This window comes from Blastococcus carthaginiensis, assembly GCF_030731085.1.
Classification (GTDB): Bacteria; Actinomycetota; Actinomycetes; order Mycobacteriales; family Geodermatophilaceae; genus Blastococcus; species Blastococcus carthaginiensis.
The window spans coordinates 19,565-36,291 of sequence record NZ_JASNFN010000018.1; the positions used below are offsets into that span (position 1 = coordinate 19,565).

The 16,727-nt window shown below is 72.4% G+C and carries 17 protein-coding genes; 4 read left to right on the forward strand and 13 right to left on the reverse strand.

The genetic code is table 11. The features are described from left to right. Window positions 1-9: 9 nt before the first annotated feature. The 5 genes from QOZ88_RS14695 to QOZ88_RS14715 all read right to left on the reverse strand — a co-directional run bounded on the left by QOZ88_RS14695 (window position 10) and on the right by QOZ88_RS14715 (window position 5,474). Window positions 10-945, reverse strand: a complete 936-nt coding sequence (locus QOZ88_RS14695) for a quinone oxidoreductase family protein (RefSeq protein ID WP_306000491.1) — start codon at window positions 943-945, stop codon at window positions 10-12. A 77-nt stretch (window positions 946-1,022) separates the two neighbouring features. Continuing rightward, window positions 1,023-1,790 (reverse strand): enoyl-CoA hydratase/isomerase family protein, encoded by a 768-nt coding sequence (locus tag QOZ88_RS14700; RefSeq protein WP_306000492.1) that lies wholly within the window; start codon window positions 1,788-1,790, stop codon window positions 1,023-1,025. Beyond that, window positions 1,775-2,854, reverse strand: a complete 1,080-nt coding sequence (locus QOZ88_RS14705; RefSeq protein ID WP_306000493.1) for an acyl-CoA dehydrogenase family protein — start codon at window positions 2,852-2,854, stop codon at window positions 1,775-1,777. The genes QOZ88_RS14700 and QOZ88_RS14705 overlap by 16 nt, the downstream gene beginning before the upstream one ends. After that, complete coding sequence (locus tag QOZ88_RS14710) at window positions 2,851-3,981, reverse strand: acyl-CoA dehydrogenase family protein (protein WP_306000494.1); 1,131 nt, start codon at window positions 3,979-3,981, stop codon at window positions 2,851-2,853. The genes QOZ88_RS14705 and QOZ88_RS14710 overlap by 4 nt, the downstream gene beginning before the upstream one ends. Before the next feature lie 2 nt (window positions 3,982-3,983). Continuing rightward, window positions 3,984-5,474, reverse strand: coding sequence for a CaiB/BaiF CoA transferase family protein (locus QOZ88_RS14715; RefSeq protein ID WP_319946892.1), 1,491 nt, complete (start codon window positions 5,472-5,474; stop codon window positions 3,984-3,986). On the opposite strand from QOZ88_RS14715, the gene QOZ88_RS14720 reads away from it, so the two are divergent. From QOZ88_RS14720 to QOZ88_RS14735, 4 genes are read left to right on the forward strand one after another with little or no spacing between them, the layout of a single operon-like run. Beyond that, window positions 5,360-5,761, forward strand: coding sequence for a Zn-ribbon domain-containing OB-fold protein (locus QOZ88_RS14720; protein ID WP_306000496.1), 402 nt, complete (start codon window positions 5,360-5,362; stop codon window positions 5,759-5,761). The genes QOZ88_RS14715 and QOZ88_RS14720 overlap by 115 nt on opposite strands. Then, window positions 5,758-6,927 carry an acetyl-CoA acetyltransferase gene (locus QOZ88_RS14725; protein WP_306000497.1) on the forward strand — a complete coding sequence of 390 codons (1,170 nt, stop codon included), beginning with the start codon at window positions 5,758-5,760 and terminating at the stop codon, window positions 6,925-6,927. The genes QOZ88_RS14720 and QOZ88_RS14725 overlap by 4 nt, the downstream gene beginning before the upstream one ends. A 55-nt stretch (window positions 6,928-6,982) precedes the next feature. Then, window positions 6,983-7,735, forward strand: a complete 753-nt coding sequence (locus QOZ88_RS14730; RefSeq protein WP_306000498.1) for an SDR family NAD(P)-dependent oxidoreductase — start codon at window positions 6,983-6,985, stop codon at window positions 7,733-7,735. Beyond that, window positions 7,732-8,478 carry an HpcH/HpaI aldolase family protein gene (locus tag QOZ88_RS14735; protein WP_306000499.1) on the forward strand — a complete coding sequence of 249 codons (747 nt, stop codon included), beginning with the start codon at window positions 7,732-7,734 and terminating at the stop codon, window positions 8,476-8,478. Before QOZ88_RS14730 ends, QOZ88_RS14735 begins: the two co-directional genes overlap by 4 nt. Here QOZ88_RS14735 and QOZ88_RS14740 read toward each other — a convergent pair. The 8 genes from QOZ88_RS14740 to QOZ88_RS14775 all read right to left on the reverse strand — a co-directional run bounded on the left by QOZ88_RS14740 (window position 8,475) and on the right by QOZ88_RS14775 (window position 16,720). Beyond that, a complete protein-coding gene (locus tag QOZ88_RS14740; protein WP_306000500.1) occupies window positions 8,475-9,443 on the reverse strand; it encodes an LLM class F420-dependent oxidoreductase in 969 nt (322 codons plus the stop codon). The two genes, QOZ88_RS14735 and QOZ88_RS14740, sit on opposite strands and share 4 nt — an antisense overlap. A 103-nt stretch (window positions 9,444-9,546) precedes the next feature. Continuing rightward, complete coding sequence (locus tag QOZ88_RS14745; RefSeq protein ID WP_306000501.1) at window positions 9,547-10,728, reverse strand: acyl-CoA dehydrogenase family protein; 1,182 nt, start codon at window positions 10,726-10,728, stop codon at window positions 9,547-9,549. Next, the gene (locus QOZ88_RS14750; protein ID WP_306000502.1) at window positions 10,729-11,808 is read right to left on the reverse strand and encodes a phosphotransferase family protein; all 1,080 of its coding nucleotides are present in this window, start codon (window positions 11,806-11,808) and stop codon (window positions 10,729-10,731) included. Continuing rightward, entirely contained in the window at window positions 11,805-12,818 is a 1,014-nt protein-coding gene (locus tag QOZ88_RS14755; protein WP_306000503.1) for an NAD(P)H-dependent flavin oxidoreductase, read from the reverse strand. The genes QOZ88_RS14750 and QOZ88_RS14755 overlap by 4 nt, the downstream gene beginning before the upstream one ends. Next, window positions 12,815-13,735 (reverse strand): enoyl-CoA hydratase-related protein, encoded by a 921-nt coding sequence (locus tag QOZ88_RS14760; RefSeq protein ID WP_306000504.1) that lies wholly within the window; start codon window positions 13,733-13,735, stop codon window positions 12,815-12,817. The genes QOZ88_RS14755 and QOZ88_RS14760 overlap by 4 nt, the downstream gene beginning before the upstream one ends. Next, the gene (locus QOZ88_RS14765; protein WP_306000505.1) at window positions 13,732-14,541 is read right to left on the reverse strand and encodes an enoyl-CoA hydratase/isomerase family protein; all 810 of its coding nucleotides are present in this window, start codon (window positions 14,539-14,541) and stop codon (window positions 13,732-13,734) included. Before QOZ88_RS14765 ends, QOZ88_RS14760 begins: the two co-directional genes overlap by 4 nt. Then, the gene (locus tag QOZ88_RS14770) at window positions 14,538-15,560 is read right to left on the reverse strand and encodes an acyl-CoA dehydrogenase family protein (RefSeq protein ID WP_306000506.1); all 1,023 of its coding nucleotides are present in this window, start codon (window positions 15,558-15,560) and stop codon (window positions 14,538-14,540) included. The genes QOZ88_RS14765 and QOZ88_RS14770 overlap by 4 nt, the downstream gene beginning before the upstream one ends. Continuing rightward, window positions 15,557-16,720, reverse strand: a complete 1,164-nt coding sequence (locus QOZ88_RS14775) for an acyl-CoA dehydrogenase family protein (RefSeq protein WP_306000507.1) — start codon at window positions 16,718-16,720, stop codon at window positions 15,557-15,559. Before QOZ88_RS14775 ends, QOZ88_RS14770 begins: the two co-directional genes overlap by 4 nt. Window positions 16,721-16,727: the final 7 nt, after the last annotated feature.

Genomic DNA, 16,727 nt, shown 5'->3' on the forward strand with positions numbered 1-16,727 from the left:
GGCGCGACCTCAGAAGGTGAGGACGAGCCGGCCGCGCACGCCGCCGGCCTCGAGCACCCGGTGGGCCTCGGCCGCCTGCTCGGCCGGGAAGGTGCGCGCCACCCGGAGGGTCAGCGCACCCTCCTCCGCCTGCTGCCGGAGCCGGTCGAGGGCGGCGCGGTCGGTGGCGACCTTGCGCACCATCGTCGGGAAGAAGCGCAGCCCGCGCTCCCCGTTGCCGCGGTAGCCGCGGACGGTCGCGACCGCTCCCCCGTCGCGCACCGCCGCGAGCACCACCTCGTCCTGCACCGAGCCGTCGGCCAGCCCGTGCACGCCCTCCGGGACGTGCTCCCGGATCCGCTCGGCGACGTCGTCCCCGCGGCGGACGACGACGTCGGCCCCGAGCCCGCGCACCAGCTCCTCGTCGGCCTCGGAGGCGTCGGCGACCACGGTGAACCCGCCGGCCTTGGCCAGCTGGACGACGTACCCGCCGTAGGCCCCGGCCGCGCCGGTCACCGCGAGCACCTCGCCGGGCCGCAGCCCCATGAGGTCGAGCGAGAGCCGGGCGGTGAGCCCGTTCATCGGCAGGGTCGACGCCTCCACGACGGTGGCCCCCGCCGGCGCGCGGACCACCGAGTCGCCGGGCAGCACCTTGTCCTCCCGGTAGGCGCCGTACGGGCCGAAGGGCACGACGATGCCCATCGCCAGGTCGCCCACGGCCAGGTGGCCGACGCCCTCGCCGAGCTCGGTGACGACGCCGGCGACGTCCATGCCGGGCACCCACGGCGGGGTCTTCACCGGGTCCCGCCCGGCGTAGGCGCCGCTGCGGGCGTGGGTGTCGGTGGGGCTGACCGCGGCCGCCTGGACCCGCAGCCGCACCTCCCCCGGCCCGAGGGGCTCGGGCTCGACGTCGACGATGTGCAGGGCCTCCGGCCCGCCGAACTCGGTCACTCCCGCTGCGCGCACGAGCTCTGCCTAGCACGAGACCCGGTACGGATCCCCCGGCCGCCGGGTCGGGTCGTACGTCTTAGGACGGCGGCGCATCAGTGAGCGGAGAAAACGGCCTTCCGGCGCTCGAGGTTGGCCGCGATGCCGGCGGCACTGTCCTTCGTCGACCACAGCCAGGCTTGCTCGGACAGCTCGCGGTCCAGCGCCGCGCTCACCCGGTCGGCGAGGTCCCCGCGCAGCGTCTGCTTTATCGAACGCACCGCCAGGGGTGCGGCGTCGGCGATCTCCTGCGCCCAGCGCATCGCCTCGTCGCGCTGCGCGTCGTCGGGCACCAGTCGGTCGACCAGGCCGATCTCGGCCGCCCGCTCACCGGAGATGCGGCGGCTGGCGAACAGCATGTCCATGGCCCGCTGCTGACCCACGATCTCCGGCAGGGTCACCGACAGGCCGAACCCCTGGTGAAATCCGAGCAGCGAGAAGTTGGCGTGGAACCGGCTCGACGGCGAGGCGACGCGGAAGTCCGCCGCGCACGCCAGGCCCAGTCCGCCCCCGACCGCCGAGCCCTGGACGGCGGCGATCACGGGCACCTTGATGCGGAAGAGCCGGACGGCGTGCCGGTAGAGCGCCTCGGAGGTGGCGATGCGGTCGCCGCCCATCTCGTCGCCGCCGAAGTTCGCGCCGGCGCAGAAGTGCTTGCCCTCCGAGCAGAGCACGATCGCGCGGCAGTCCTTGTCCTCGTCGAGCTCGTCCGCCGCCTCGGCCAGGAGGCCGATCAGCGTCCGGTCGAAGTAGTTCGCCGGCGGGCGCCGGATCTCCAGGACGGCGACGAGTCCGTCACGGGTCAGGGTCAGGTCATCTGCCACGTGCTCTCCTTCGATCCGCCGGGGGCGGTGATGGTCCGGGCGATGGAGCCCTCGCGGAGCACGGCGGCCCCGAGGCCGAGGGCGAGGGACTGCTCGTCCCCGAGATCCCCGCGCCAGGCGTTCAGCCGGCGGGTGAAGTGCTGCAGGCGGTACTCCTGCGTCATGCCGATCGCGCCGTGCGCCTGGTGCGCGGCCCGCACCGCCTGCGCGGCGTTCTGGTCGACGACCAGCTTCGCGGCGCAGGGGTCGAACGTGCCCGGCCCCGCCGTCGCGCTCAGGCCGGCCCGCTCGACGACGAGGCTGGACAGCACCGCCGCCTGCGCGAGCGTGACCACGTGCTGCTGCACCGACTGGAACCGGCCGACGGGCTGGCCGAACTGCACCCGCTGGCCCACGTACTCCCGGGTGAGGCGGGAGACCTCCTGCACCGCGCCGGCCATCTGCGCGGCCCGCAGCAGCGCACCCCGGGCGAGCGCCGACTCCACCGGCAGCGGCCACGCACGGACGTCGGCCGGCGCGTCGGTGAACCGGACGGCGTCGTACGGCTGCCCGGCCAGGTCGGCGCCCGGGACGATCCGGGCCGCGGCCGGGTCGACGAGGGCCACCTGCGGAGCCGCAGTCTCGTCGGCGACGAGGACGACGAGGCGCTCCGCGGCCCGGGCCCAGCCGACGTCGGCAGCCGTACCGGAGAGCCGGCCATCCCGGAGCGTGAGCGCACTGCGGGCCGACGGCAGGACGACCGCCATCGGTCCGGACGGCACCGTCGCCCCGGCGGTCGCGAGCAGCCAGGCCGCCAGGCTCGTCTCCACCAGGGGCAGCGGTGCGGCCGAACGACCGGCCGCCTCGAGCACGACCAGCAGGTCGCGCAGTGACCCACCCGAGCCGTCGGCGTCCTCGTCGATGCCGACCAGTGGGAAGCCGAGCTCCTCGGTGGCCTTCCAAAGCTCGGGCAGCAGCCCCTGCGCCTCGGCGCGGGTCAGCGCCTCCGGCTGCACCAGATCGGTGAAGAAGTCCGCGACCAGGCCGGCGAGCGACGGGTCGACGTCCTGCGAGGTGACTGTCATGCGCGGGCGAGCCCCTTCGAGATGACGTTGCGCAGGATCTCGTTCGTCCCGCCGCGGATCGACCAGGACGGGTTCGTGAGCAGCGCACGGGCGAGCAGCGACTCGTAGGGGTCCTCGGCGTCCAGGTACGGCATCCGGCCGAAGTGGCGGGCGACGACGTCCACGCACTCCTGCTCGAAGCGGGTGGCCATCTCCTTGGCCAGCGCCGCCTCGACCGTCGGTGACTGCCCGGCGTCCACCATCCGGGCGATGGACAGCGACACCGCGCGGAAGGCCCAGCACCGCGCCGCGATCGACCCGAGGTCGGCCTGCGCCCAGAGCGGCAGCTGCCCCCAGAGCTCGGTGACCCAGTGCTCCAGGACCGGCATCATCGACATCCACCGGTCGACCCCGCCGCGCTCCAGCGCCAGCTCGGAGGTGTTCTGCCCCCAGCCGGCACCCACCTCGCCCAGCCGCCGCGAGTCGGGGATGAACACGTCGTCGAAGGTGAGCTCGCAGAAGTCGCGGGTGCCGTCGATGAACGGGATGGGGCTGACCGTGAGCCCCTCGGTCTCCCGGTCGACCACGAACTGGGTCAGGCCGCGGTACCGGTCCTCCGACGTACGGAACAGGGCGAGGATGTGGGTGGCATAGGAGGCCCCGGTCGTCCAGATCTTGGTTCCGGTCACCCGCCAGCCGCCGTCGACGGGCACCGCCCGGGTGTGCACCGATGCGAGGTCGGAGCCGGCCTCCGGCTCGCTCATCCCGATGGAGAAGGCGAACTCACCCCGGGCGATGCCGGGGAGGAACGCACGCTTCTGCTCCTCCGTGCCGTTCTGCGCGATGTTCGGCCCGGACTGCCGGTCGGCGATCCAGTGGTACCCCACCGGGGCGCCGACGGCGAGCAGTTCCTCGACCACGACCAGTCGCTCGACCGCCGTCCGGCCGCCGCCCCCGTACTCGCGGGGCAACGCCATGCCGAGCCAGCCCTGGGCGCCGAGGTCACGCGAGAACGCGGGGTCGGCCGGGGCGGCCATGCCGAGGCCGGGCGCGTAGCTACCCAGCGGTAGGCGCTCGGCGAGGAAGGCGCGCACCTCCTGCTGCAGGGCCAGCTCGCCCGCGGTCAGCTCCGTCGCCGACAGCCGCATGTTCACTCCCCCCGCTCGGACGCGACGCCGGCGGTCGTCCCGGGCGCCAGTTCGGCTGCCTCCCGCAGGACCTCCTCGGTGTGCTCGCCGATCAGCGGCGCCGGACGTCGGACCCCACCGGGGGTCCGGCTGAACAGCGCCATCTGCGGGATGACCCGGTAGCTGCCGACCGCGGGGTGCTCGGCCAGCGGCAGCTCGTCCACGAGGTCCTGGATGCTGGCCACCCGGGTGGCGGGGATGCCCGCCGCGCGGCAGTAGGTCAGCCACTCCTCGGTCGTACGAGACGGCCCCAGGCGGCGCACGTCCTGGTACAGCGACTGGGAGTGGAACAGCGTCGCCCGCTGGTCGGCGTAGCGGGGGTCGTTCTCCGCGCCCGGGACCCCGGCCTCCGTGAAAAGGGCGGCGTAGTGCCGCGGCAGGTAGGGGAAGAGGTGGACCTGGCCGTCCTTGGTGGGGTGCGGGCGGCGGTCGGGGCTGATGATCCGGGGATATCCGGCAGCAGGCTGCCCGGGGGCGTTGACCGGGGGTTCGGAGATCGCCCCGCTGCCGTGCTCGGCGAGCACGAAGGCCGCCGTCGTCTGCTGCATCGGCACCTCGATGTGCTGCCCCTCCCCCGTCCGCTCGCGGTGGAACAGGGCCGCGCAGATCGCCTGCGCCATGACCAGGCCGCAGACCTTGTCGGCGAAGATGGTCGGGATGAGCGCCGGCTGCCCCCAGACCCGCTCCATCAGGTCCGAGACGCCGCTGGCGGCCTGGATGATGTCGTCGTAGGCGGGCTCGTCGGCACGTTCGCTGCCGAGCGGGAAGCCCTGCGCCTGGCAGTAGACGAGGTCGGGCTTGAGCGCCCGGAGGGTGTCGTAGTCCAGCCCCAGCCTGGTGACCGCCTTCGGCCGCATCGTGGTGACCACGACGTCGACCGTGCGCACCAGCCGGCGGACCAGTTCCGCGCCCTCGGCGGACTTCAGGTCGACGTCGATCGAGCGCTTGTTGCGGAGGAGGTTCAGCGCAATCCCGGAGAGCTCCGGATGCGGGCCGGGGCCCATCACGCGGTTGGTGTCGCCTCCCGGCGCCTCGACCAGGATGACCTCGGCGCCCTGGTCGGCGAGCACCTGCGTGGCGAGCGGTCCCATCACCACGCGGGTGAGGTCGAGGACCCTGATGCCGGCGAGAGGACCCTCCTGCCGTGCTCGTTCGCTCGTTGTTGCCGAAAGCACCCGGGTTCCCCTCCTTGACGACCACATCGTGTCGGAATGTATACTAAATCGCATGCAGCCGTCCAGCGTGTTCTCGTGGACGGACCTCCTGGACGGGCGCTCCGACAGGCCCTTCCAGACACTCGCGCACTGACGTCCGCACCCACCTGACCAGGGGAGACGAGTTGCCCGACGACCTCGACGACGAGGCCGGAGTCCTGACGCCCGACACGGCGCCCGACACCGTCTTCGAACGCTTCCTGGACGAAGGCGCGCTCGCCTTCCAGCGCTGCACGGCATGCGCGCACGCCGTCTTCCCGCCGCGCGTGCTGTGCCCGGCCTGCGGTGATCCGCGGCTCGAGTGGCAGCGCTCCGACGGCGAGGGGGTCGTCTACTCGATCACCACGCTGGCCCCGCGCGGGCAGGAGCCCTACGCCGTCGCCCTGGTCGACGTGGCCGAGGGCTTCCGCCTGATGACCAACGTCGTGGCCGACGGAGACGTCGCGATCGGAGATCCGGTGCGAGCCGACTTCTCCGCCGGCGTCACCCCCGCCGGCCCCTTCTTCGTCCCGGAGGAGCAGAAGTGACCCGGACCGAACGTGAGCTGCGCGGCCGTACCGCGGTGGTCGGGGTGGCGGAGTCCTCCCTCGGCGAGGTGGGCCCGGGCATCACCACCCTCGACCTGATCGGTCAGGCCACGGTGCGCGCCCTGGCCGACGCGGGGCTGCAGAAGAGCGACGTCGACGCCGTCTTCGGCCACTCGGCCTTCTTCACCCTGCCCACCCTGACGATCTCCGAGTACCTCGGCATCCGGCCGAAGATGACCGACGGCACCGCCGTCGGGGGCAGCTCGTTCGTCGCGCACCTGCGGCACGCCCAGGCGGCCATCGAGGCCGGCCTGTGCGAGGTCGCGCTGATCGTCTACGCCAGCACCCAGAAGTCGTCGTCGGGCGGCCTCATGTCCTCCGGCCAGGCGCTCACCAAGTCCTACGAGACGCCGTGGCGGCCCCGGATGCCCGCATCGGGCTACGCCATGGCCGCCGCCCGGCACATGCACGAGTACGGGACGACGCGGGAGCAGCTGGCCGAGGTCGCCGTCGCCGCCCGCAAGTGGGCCCAGCTCAACCCGGTCGCCTACATGCGCGACGACCTCACCGTCGAGGACGTCCTCGCCTCCCGGATGGTCAGCACGCCGCTCACCGTGCGGGACTGCTGCCTGGTCACCGACGGCGGCGGGGCAGTCATCGTGACCTCGGCCGAGCGGGCCCGCAGCCTGCGCAAGCCGCCGGTGTACCTGCTCGGCGCCGGCGAGGCCAACTGGCACATGAACGTCTCGCAGATGCCGGACCTCACCCGCACCGCCGCCGCCGAGTCCAGCCGCCGGGCCTACGAGGTCGCCGGCGTGCGGCCGGAGGACGTCGACGTCGTCGAGGTCTACGACGCCTTCACGATCAGCACGGTCATGTTCCTCGAGGACCTCGGCTTCTGCGCCAAGGGCGAGGGCGGGGCGTTCGTCGACCAGGGGGCCATCGCCCCCGGCGGCCGGCTGCCGGTGAACACCAACGGCGGCGGGCTGTCCTACTGCCACCCCGGCATGTACGGGATCTTCCTGATCATCGAGGCCGTCCGGCAGATCCGCGGGGAGGCCGGCGCCCGCCAGGTGGCCGACGCCCACCTCGGCCTCGTGCACGGCAACGGCGGCACGTTCGCCAGTCAGGTCACCGCCGTCCTCGGGGACGACTCCACGCTCTGACCGCCACAGCAGCACCGCAGGACCACTCCCACCAGGACAAGCGGAGGTACGCATCGTGGGCAAGCTCGAGGGCCGGGTCGCCGTCGTCACCGGAGCAGCGCAGGGCATCGGCCGGGCGGTCTCGCACCGCTACGCCGCCGAGGGCGCGAACGTCGCCGTCGTCGACATCAACGAGGAGGCCGCCACGGCGGTCGCCGACGAGATCACCGCCGCCGGCGGGACGGCGATCGGCGTCGCCTGTGACGTCGGGCAGCGTTCCGCCGTCGACGCGGCCGCGGCCCAGGTCGCCGCCGAGCTCGGCACGATCGACGTGCTGGTCAACAACGCCGGCATCACCCGCCCGGCCATGCTCTGGAAGATGACCGACGAGCAGTGGAACGACGTGCTGAACATCCACGTCAACGGCAGCTTCTACTGGATGCAGGCGGTCGTGCCTGCGATGCGCGAGGCCAAGCGGGGATGGCTCATCTTCAGCACCTCGTCCGCGGGGATCCAGGGCACCATCGGGCAGATCAACTACGCCGTCGCCAAGTCCGGTCTCCTGGCCATGATGCGCTCGGCCGCCCGCGAACTCGCGCCGTACAACATCATCTCCAACGCGGTCGCCCCGGCGGCGGCGACGCCGATGACGGAGACCATCCGCACCGACGAACGGTTCAAGAGCACCTACCTCGACACCATCCCGCTGGGCCGCTGGGCCGAGCCGGAGGAGATCGCCGGCGCGTACACGTTCCTCGCGTCCGACGACACCAGCTACATGACCGGCCAGGTGCTGTCGGTCGACGGCGGCCGCCTGATGATGCGGTGACGATCCCGTACCTGCGTCGCGCCCTGGCCACCGGTCCGGTCGTCGGCACGTTCCTGAAACTGCCCCGGCCGGAGGTCGTCGACGTCCTCGCCGGCTGCGGGGTCGACTTCGTGGTGTGCGACCACGAGCACGCCCAGATCAGTGAACGCGAGGCCCGCGAGGTCATCCGCGCCGGTCGGGCGGTCGGCCTGCCGGTGATCGTGCGCGTCCCCGACCTCGATCGCGGGCTGATCAACCGGCTGCTCGAGGCCGGCGCCGCCGGCATCCAGCTGGCGCGGGCGGAGTCGGGAACCGGCCGTCCGCTGGGCGACCTGATGCGCTACCCGCCGGAGGGCACCCGCTCGGTGAGCCCGGCGCAGCCTGCGGCCGGCTACGGCGCCATCCCGTTGACCACGTTCCTGCCCCGCAGCAACGCCGACGTCCTGGCCGTCGGGCAGCTCGAGACGGCGTCAGCGGCCGCTGACCCGGACGCCGCCGTGGCCGGGCTGGACGTCGCCTTCATCGGACCGGTCGACCTCCGGGTGGCGCTGGGGCACGCCGACGACCCCGACCACCCCGACGTCACGCAGGCCGTGACCGGTATCCGGGCGGCCGCGGCGCGGGCCGGCATCCCGGTCGGCACGTACGTCGCCGGGCCCGACGAGGTCGCCGCGGCCGTCGGGAACGGCTACCGCTACGTCGTCGTCTCCAGCGACCTGGCGCTGCTCGCGGCCGGCGCCCGCACCGTCCTGGGTCGTCGCTAGGGGCGCTCGCTGCCGGGCGGTGCCAGCGAGCGGATGACCTCGGCCTGCTCGGCCGCCGCGGCCTCCGCGTCAGCGCCCTCCGAGGGAACCGGCGTGACCATGAGGACCGCCGTCGAGAGGCCGTTGTCGAGGTACCGCTGCACCCCGGCCCGGATCTGCTCGCGAGTCCCCCACACGAACAGCTGGTCGACCACCTCGTCGGGGATGGCCGCGAGGGCCGCGCGCCGGTCGCCGGCCGCCCAGTGCGCCTGCATCGGCGCCAGGGCGTCCCCGCGCCCCAGCCAGGTGTGGAAGGCCGCGTAGGCCGGCACGGTGAGGTAGGCGGCGATGTTGCGCCGGGCCATGCGGCGGGCGATCTCGGGGTCCTCGGTGGGCAGCACGAAGATCCGTCCGACGACCTCCGGCCCATCACCCACCTCCGCCCGGATCTTCAGCACGTCGTCCGCCGACAGCCAGTTGGTGATGGCGCCGTCCCCTTCGGTCACGGCCATCCGCAGCATCGAGGGGCGCAGCGCCGCCACCATGATCGGGGGCGGGACCTCCGGCGGGGAGTCCAGCCGGAACCCGCGCACGCTGAACGTCTCGAACTCCTCGTCGACCCGCTCGCCGGCCAGCGCCTTGCGGAGGAACCGCACGAGGTCCCGGGTCCGCTGGAACGGCTTGACGAACGGCACGGCGTTCCAGGCCTCGGTGATCACCGGCGACGACGAGCCGATGCCGAGCACGAAGCGGCCCGGCGCCAGATCGGCCATCGCGGCGCCGTGCATGGCGATCAGCGCGGGACCACGCGTCGCCGCCGGGACGATCGCCGGGCCGAGCCGGAGCTCCGGCGCCCACTGCGAGGCCAGGACCAGCGGCGTGAAACCGTCCACGCCCGAGGTCTCCCCCGTCCACGCGTCCGTGTACCCGAGCGCCGGCAGACTCCTGATCAGCTCCTCCTGGTCGCGCAGCGGTATGCCGCGCACCGGCAAGGAGATGCCCCAACCCATATCGGTCCCACTTCCGTCGACGTGCCCGAGTGCTGACTCCCGTCGCGGGCGGCCCGGAGCCGGACCGCCCGCCGTCCGCTCAGCGCCAGGGCACCCGGCCGATGTCCTTGCCGACGAGCCGCGCGATCGTGTCGCGGTGGACCTCATCGGGACCGTCGTAGATCCGGGCGTACCGGGCCCGGCGGAGCATGGCCTCCAGCGGGGTGTCGGGGGTGACCCCCATCGCGCCGTGGACCTGGACGGCGCGGTCGACGACGTCGTGCAGCAGCTTGGCGCCGCGCACCTTGATCATGCCGATCTCCAGCCGCGCCCTCGACCCGCGGTCGATGGCCTCGGCCGCGGCGATGACGGCTTCCCGGTGGTAGAAGATGTCCATCGCGGACTCGGCGATCATCGCCTGGATCTGGCCCTTGTCGATCAGCAGCGAGCCGTGCGCGTAGCGCACCTTGGCCCGCGCGACCATGATCTCGAACGCCCGCTCCATCTGACCCAGCCAGCGCATGGCGTGGAAGATCCGGCCCGGGCCGAGCCGCCGCTGGCCGATGACGAACCCGTTGCCGCGTTCGCCGAGCAGATTCGTGGCCGGCACCCGCACGTTCGTCAACCGGATCTCGCAGTGGTCGCCCATGATCGTCTGCTCGGTGCCCAGGGTCGGCACCGCCCGGACGACCTCGTAGCCGGGTGAGTCCGTCGGCACGATGATCGCCGAGACCCGGTGGTGGCGGTCGGCGTCGGGATCGGTCACCGCGAAGATGGTGGTGAAGGCGGCGATGTTCGCGCCGGTGGTGAACCACTTGTGCGCGTTGACGACCCACTCGTCGCCGTCGAGCACCGCGGTCGACTGGATGAGGGTGGGATCGGAACCGGCGACCTCGGGCTCGGTGAGCCCGACCGAGGACCGGATCTCCCCCGCCACCAGCGGCTTGAGCCAGCGATCACGCTGCTCCGGGCTGGCGTTCTCGTTCAGCATGAGCGAGTCCTGCATCGACCAGGTCCCGACGGCCTTCTGGCCGTAGTACGACCGCCCGATGACCTCGTTCAGCAGCGCGGTCTGCATGAACGAGAGGCCCCCTCCTCCGATCTCCTCCGGATGGCCCAGCGCCCACAGGCCGCGCGCCTTCGCCTCGTCCTTGAGCGCCTGGAGGCGGGCTGTCCCGGTCTCCCCGCCCTTGTCCATCTCCGGCTCGGCCGGGACGACCTCGTTGTCGATGAAGTCGCGCACGCGCTCGCGCAGATCCTCGAAACTCTCGGTCACCGTCATCTACTCGTTCTCCTTGGTCGTGCCCACGGGTGCCACGGACTGGGTGTCGAAGCCGAGCGAGTCGAGGATCTGGACGGCCTCGTCGAGATGGAGTCGGACCGTCGCCCCGAACTCCTCGGCCTGCGTCTGGCCGGGCGCGCGCCGGAGGTAGATCGCGTCCTTGATGATGGCCGCGCGCCAGTGCTCGAAGGCCAGGTAGAAGGGCAGCCCGCTCAGGTCCCGATCGGTCTTCTCCTCGTAGAGCCGCACCAGCTCGGCGCCGGACAGGAAGCCGGGCCGCTCGGCGATCTGCTGGGCGGGGTGGGTGACCCGCCCGCAGGTCGGCTCCCAGTAGACGAGCAGGTGCGCGACGTCGGTCAGGGGGTCGCCGGCGGTCGACATCTCCCAGTCCAGGACGGCGGTGATCGACGCGCCGCCGTCCTCGACGTCGAGGATGACATTGCCCAGCCGGTAGTCCCCGTGCACGAGCGCGGTGTAGCGCTGCTCGGGCAGGTTCCGCAGGAGCAGCTCCCCGATCCGCTCGACCTCGGGGAAGGCCCGGTGCTCGACGGAGTTCCACTGCCGCAGCCAGCTCCTGACGCGTCGCTCGAGGAAGCCCTCGGGCCGCCCGAAGTTCGGGAGCTGCAGCTGCTCGGGGCTCAGGGCATGGAGCCGCGCGAGGATGTCGATCAGCTGCCCGGAGCACTGCTCCGCCTGGGCGGGGCTCAGCCCTTCGGCATCGGCCGGGCTGTGCAGGACGTGGCCGGGGCGGAAGTCCATGAGGTAGAACGGCGCCCCGACGACGTCCTCGTCCTCGCTGAAGGCGTGGACGCGCGGGATCGGCAGTCCGCGCCCCTTGAGCGCGTCCAGCACGGTGAACTCCCGGCGCATGTCGTGCGCCTTCGGCGCCGACGGACCGAGCGGCCGGCGGCGCAGGACGTAGCGCCGATCGTCGAGCTGGACGAGGTAGGTGAGGTTGGACGCCCCGCCGGCGAGCAGCGTGACCGTCAGCTGGTCGAACGGCTCGACGCAGCCCGCGAGGAACGCCGTGAGGGCGCCGCGGTCGACCAGGTCCAGCGGATCGACGCCGACCTCGGTCACGCTGACCGCGCCGAGGCCGCGGCGGTCGTGGAGCCGGCGCCGGACACCAGCCCTGCGAGGCGCGCGGTGATGATCTCCTCGGCGTCGGCGACCATCCGGTGGACGAGCTCGTCGACGGTCGGGATGTCGTGGATGAGGCCCTGCACCAGCCCGGCGCTCCACACGCCGGCGTCCAGGTCCCCGGTCTCGTAGACCTCCCGGCCACGCACCCCGGCCACCAGGTGCCGGATCTCGCCGAACTCCGCGCCCTCGTCGAGCATGCCGACGACCTTCCGGCTGACGGCGTTGCTGGCCACCCGCGCGGTGTTCCGCAGGGGCCGGTAGAGCAGGTCGGTGTCGCGCTCGGTGTTCTCCACGATCCGCTCCTTGACCGAGCGGTGGATCGGGGCTTCCTCGGTGCACATGAACCGGGTGCCCATGTTGACGCCCTCGGCGCCCAGGGCCAGCGCCGCCGCGAGGCCGCGGCCGTCGCCGATGCCGCCCGAGGCGATCACCGGGATGGACAGCTCCTCGACCGTGCGCGGCAGGAGGACGAGCAGCGGGACGTCGTCCTCTCCCGGGTGCCCGGCGCACTCGAAGCCGTCGATGCTCACCGCGTCCACGCCGATCTGCTCGGCCTTCACCGCGTGCCGCACGCTCGTGCACTTGTGGATCACCTTGACACCGGCGTCGTGGAACGCGGGCAGGTGGTCGATCGGATTGGCGCCGGCGGTCTCCACGATCGTCACGCCGGACTCGATGATCGCCTGCCGGTACTCGGCGTAGGGCGGCGGCGAGATCGTGGGCAGGATCGTGAGGTTGACCCCGAACGGCCGGTCGGTCATCTCACGGCACCGCGCGATCTCGGCGGCCAGCGCCTCGGGGGTCGGCTGGGTGAGACCGGTGATGATGCCGAGCGCTCCGGCGTTGGCGACAGCGGACACCAGTTCCGCCCGGCCGACCCACTGCATGCCGCCCTGGACGATCGGGTGGTCGATCCCGAACATCTCGGTGAATCGGGTGGTGATCACTGCTGCGCTCCCTCGGTCGTGCCGGTCGACAGGCTCGTCGGCCGGACCGGCCACTCCGGCAGCGGTGGAAGGTCCGAGCTGACCCGCCCCGGGAAGGCCGGGGCGCGCTTCTCGAAGAACGAGGTGACGCCCTCCGCGGCGTCGGGCGCCTGCTTGAGCGCGGCGATGATCCGCGTCTCGTGCAGGTGCGCGGTCCAGGGTGAGGCCTCGGACAGCGAGCTCCAGAACATCCGGCGCGCGGCAGCGACGGAAAGCCCCGAGGTGTTCGCGACGATGTCTGCCGCGATCGCCCGGGCCACGCTCAGCAGTTCGGCATCCGGGACGACCCTGGAGACGAGCCGGCCCTCGCGGGCTTCGGCGGCGGGGACCAGCCGGCCGGTCGCCACCCATTCCATCGCCTGCGAGACGCCGACGATGCGCGGCAGGAACCAGCTCGACGCCGCCTCCTGGATGATCCCGCGCCGGGCGAACACCAGACCGAAGCGGGAGGACTCCGCGCAGATCCGGATGTCCATCGGCAGGGTGAGGGTGACGCCGACGCCGACGGCAGCGCCGTTGATCGCGGCGATGACCGGCTTGCGCACCTCGGCGATCCGCAGCGTCACCATGCCGCCGCCGTCGCGGGGGACCCCGTCGACCAGTTCCGGCGTGGACTGCGTGTCGCTCTGCCCGGCGCCGCTGTAGCTGAACGGCTTGTCCGGGGTGCTGCCGCTGAGGTCCGCGCCGACGCAGAAGTTCTTGCCGGCCCCGGTCACGATCGCGACCCGGACGTCGTCGTCGCCGTCGACCGCGTCGAAGGCCTCGATGAGCTCTCGGCGCATGATCTGGGTGAAGGCGTTCCCGCTGTCGGGCCGGTTCAGCGTGATCGTGGCGATGCCGTCCTCGACGGCGTAGTCGATCTGCTCGAAGCGGCTCATCGGACCGCCCACTCCCCCGTGAACTCCGGCTCGACCTTGTCGGCGAAGGCCCGCCGCGCGGCGGCCGCGTCGGAGGTCGCGTAGTTGACCGCCTGGGCACGGGTCTCGTTGGCCAGCGCGTCGGAGAAGGACAGCATGATCCCCTGGTCGATCAGCGACTTGTTCTGGGCGAGCGCGATCGGGGGGCCGGCAGCCAGCCGTGCGGCGAGCTCGTCGACGAACGGCCCGATCTCCTCCGGCGTCTTGAGCCAGGTCACCAGGCCGAGCTTCTCCGCCTCCTCCGCGGAGACCATCTCGCCGAGCATCGCCAGCCGCTTGGCCTGCTGGAGACCGACCAGGCGCGGCAGCAGCCACGAACCACCCCAGTCGACCGACAGCCCGCGCTTGACGAAGATCTGGGAGAAGCGCGCAGTCGTGGACGCGACGACGAGGTCGCAGGACAGGGCGATGTTCCACCCGGCCCCGACCGCCACGCCCTCGACCTGCGCCACCACCGGCTTCGGGAACTCGTGCAGCAGGATCGGGGTCTTGCCGATGTGCTGCACGCGGCTGAGCGGATGTCCCACCGGCGCCGCGGAGATGTCGGCCCCGCCGCAGAAGTCACCCCCGGCGCCCCTGATGACCAGGACCCGCACGTCGGGGTCGAACTCCGCGAGCCGGAGGATGTCGAACATCGCCTCCCAGGCCTCGAGGGTCATCGCGTTCTTCCGACCCGGCTGGTTGAGCGTCATCCGGAGGATCCCCCCGGAGCACTCGGCCAGGACCGAACCCTCCCCGTACCGCTTCGCGTACTCCTCTGCGCTCATGCGCTGACCTTCCCTTCGACCGCGACCGCTCCCGCGCGTCGCGCCGGTTCCCGATGTCCGCCGTGCGCCTGCTCGAGCGCCTTGCCGCGCTTCAGCCACATCTGCAGGTCGTGCTCCCAGGTGAAGCCGATGCCGCCGTGGGTCTGGAGGGCCACCCGGTTCGCCTCGAACTCCGCCTCCACCGCGCAGATCCGCGCGAGCAGGGCCGACTCCTCGGCCCGCTCGTCGTCCGTCGCGACGAAGTACAGCGCGGCCCGCACGGCACGGCCGGCCAGGCTGACCAGCGAGGTGGCCTGCGCCAGCTGGTGCTTGACCGCCTGGAAGGAGCCGATCGGCCGGTCGAACTGGTGGCGCGTCCTCGCGTACTCGACGCTGCGGTGCAGCAGCTCCTCCGAGAGACCGATCAGCACCGCCGCCGAGCCGGCGTACTGCCGGGTCCGGGCGCCGGCGAGCGCCGCGCCACCACCCGGCAGGGCCTCCCCCGCCCCGTCGTGCGCCGCCACCCGGAACAACCGGCGGGAGGGGTCCATGGAGTGCACCCGGGTCAGGTCCAGCTCGTCGCGGGCGTACGCCTGCACCTCGCCGTCCCGCTCGAGCAGGACCAGATCGCTGACGTGGGCGTCGGGAACGACCGGGGTGCCACCGAGAGCGACCGTCACGCGCAGCTCCCCGGAGGCGATGGCCGGCAGCCACCGAGCCCTCTGCTCCTCCGAGCCCGCTTCGGCGATGAGGGACGGACCGATCAGCAGGGCCTCGAGCAGCGCGTCCGGGACGCACGCCCGGCCGGCTTCCTCGAGCACGGCGCAGAGGTCGACCTCGGTGCCGCCGACCCCGCCGAACTCCTCGGGCACGATCAGCGAGGCCGCGCCGGTTCCGGAGAGGTCCGCCCACAGCTGCGGGTCCCGTCCCGTGTCGGTGTCCCAGAGAGAACGCAGTCGCGCCGGCTCGGCGCGCCGCTCGAACAGTCGCCGGACCGAGCTGCGGAACGCCTGCTGCTCGTCACTGAAGTCGTATCTCATGCCCGCGGCTCCCGAGGCAGCCCGAGGCCACGTTCGCTGATGATGTTCTTCTGGATCTCGGTGCTCCCGGCGAAGATCTCCCCGGCCCGGCCGTGCCAGTAGTTCCGGAGCAGCGGCGGCAGCGCGCCCGAGGGGTCGGGCTCGTGGAGGAGCTCGGCGTCGGGTCCGAGGACGGTGAGGTGCTCCTCGTGGATCGCGGTCTGGATCTCCGACCAGCGCACCTTCAGGATGCTGGAATCGACCCCGTCGTCGGCCCCGCGGGCGATGGTGTCGGTGAGCGCATACGTGGCCTGCTCGTGGGCGAACGTCCAGGCGCTCAGCGAGCCCAGCCGCTCGAGGGCACCGGGGTCGGCATCGCGTCGGCCGACCTCCTCCGCCAGCGCACGAAACGTCTGGGTCAGCCGGGTGTGCTGCCCTCGCCCGGTGCCGCGCTCGAGCCTCAGCGACGTCTGGGCGACCCGCCAGCCGTCGTCGAGGTCCCCGACGAGGTTGGCCAGCGGAATCCGGGCGTCGGTGAAGAAGACCTCGGCGAAACCGGAGTGCCCGTGCAGCTGCCTCATCGGACGGACCTCCACCCCGGGGGTGTCCAGGTCGAGGACGACGAAGCTGATCCCGCGGTGCTTGCGGGCCTCCGGATCGGTGCGGACCAGCGCGAACATGCGGGTCGCGACGACGCCGTAGGAGGTCCAGGTCTTCTGCCCGTTGAGGACCAGCTCGTCGCCCTCGATCCGCGCGGTGGTGCGCAGGGCGGCGAGGTCACTGCCGGCGTCGGGTTCGGAGAAGCCCTGGCACCAGATGTCCGAGCAGTCCAGGATGCCCGGGATCCACTCTCGCTTCTGCTGCTCCGTGCCGTGCACCAGCACGGTCGGGCCACCGTGGATCAGGCCCATCTTGTTGAGCCGCTCGGGCAGCCGGAGCCGGGCGTACTCCTCGTCCCAGATCAGCTGCGCCCAGAGGTCCAGGCCGAGTCCGCCGGCCTCCTTCGGCCACCCGGGAGCCGCGTAGCCGGCCGCGAACAGCCGCCGTTCCCACTCCAGGTGCTCGGCCAGGCCTCGTTCGGTGTAGTACGGCTGGAAGGCATGCGTGGGCTGGTTGGCCTCCAGCCACGCACGGACCTCCGCCCGGAACTCCTGCTGCTGAGGGGTGAACTGCAGATCCATCCGCGGA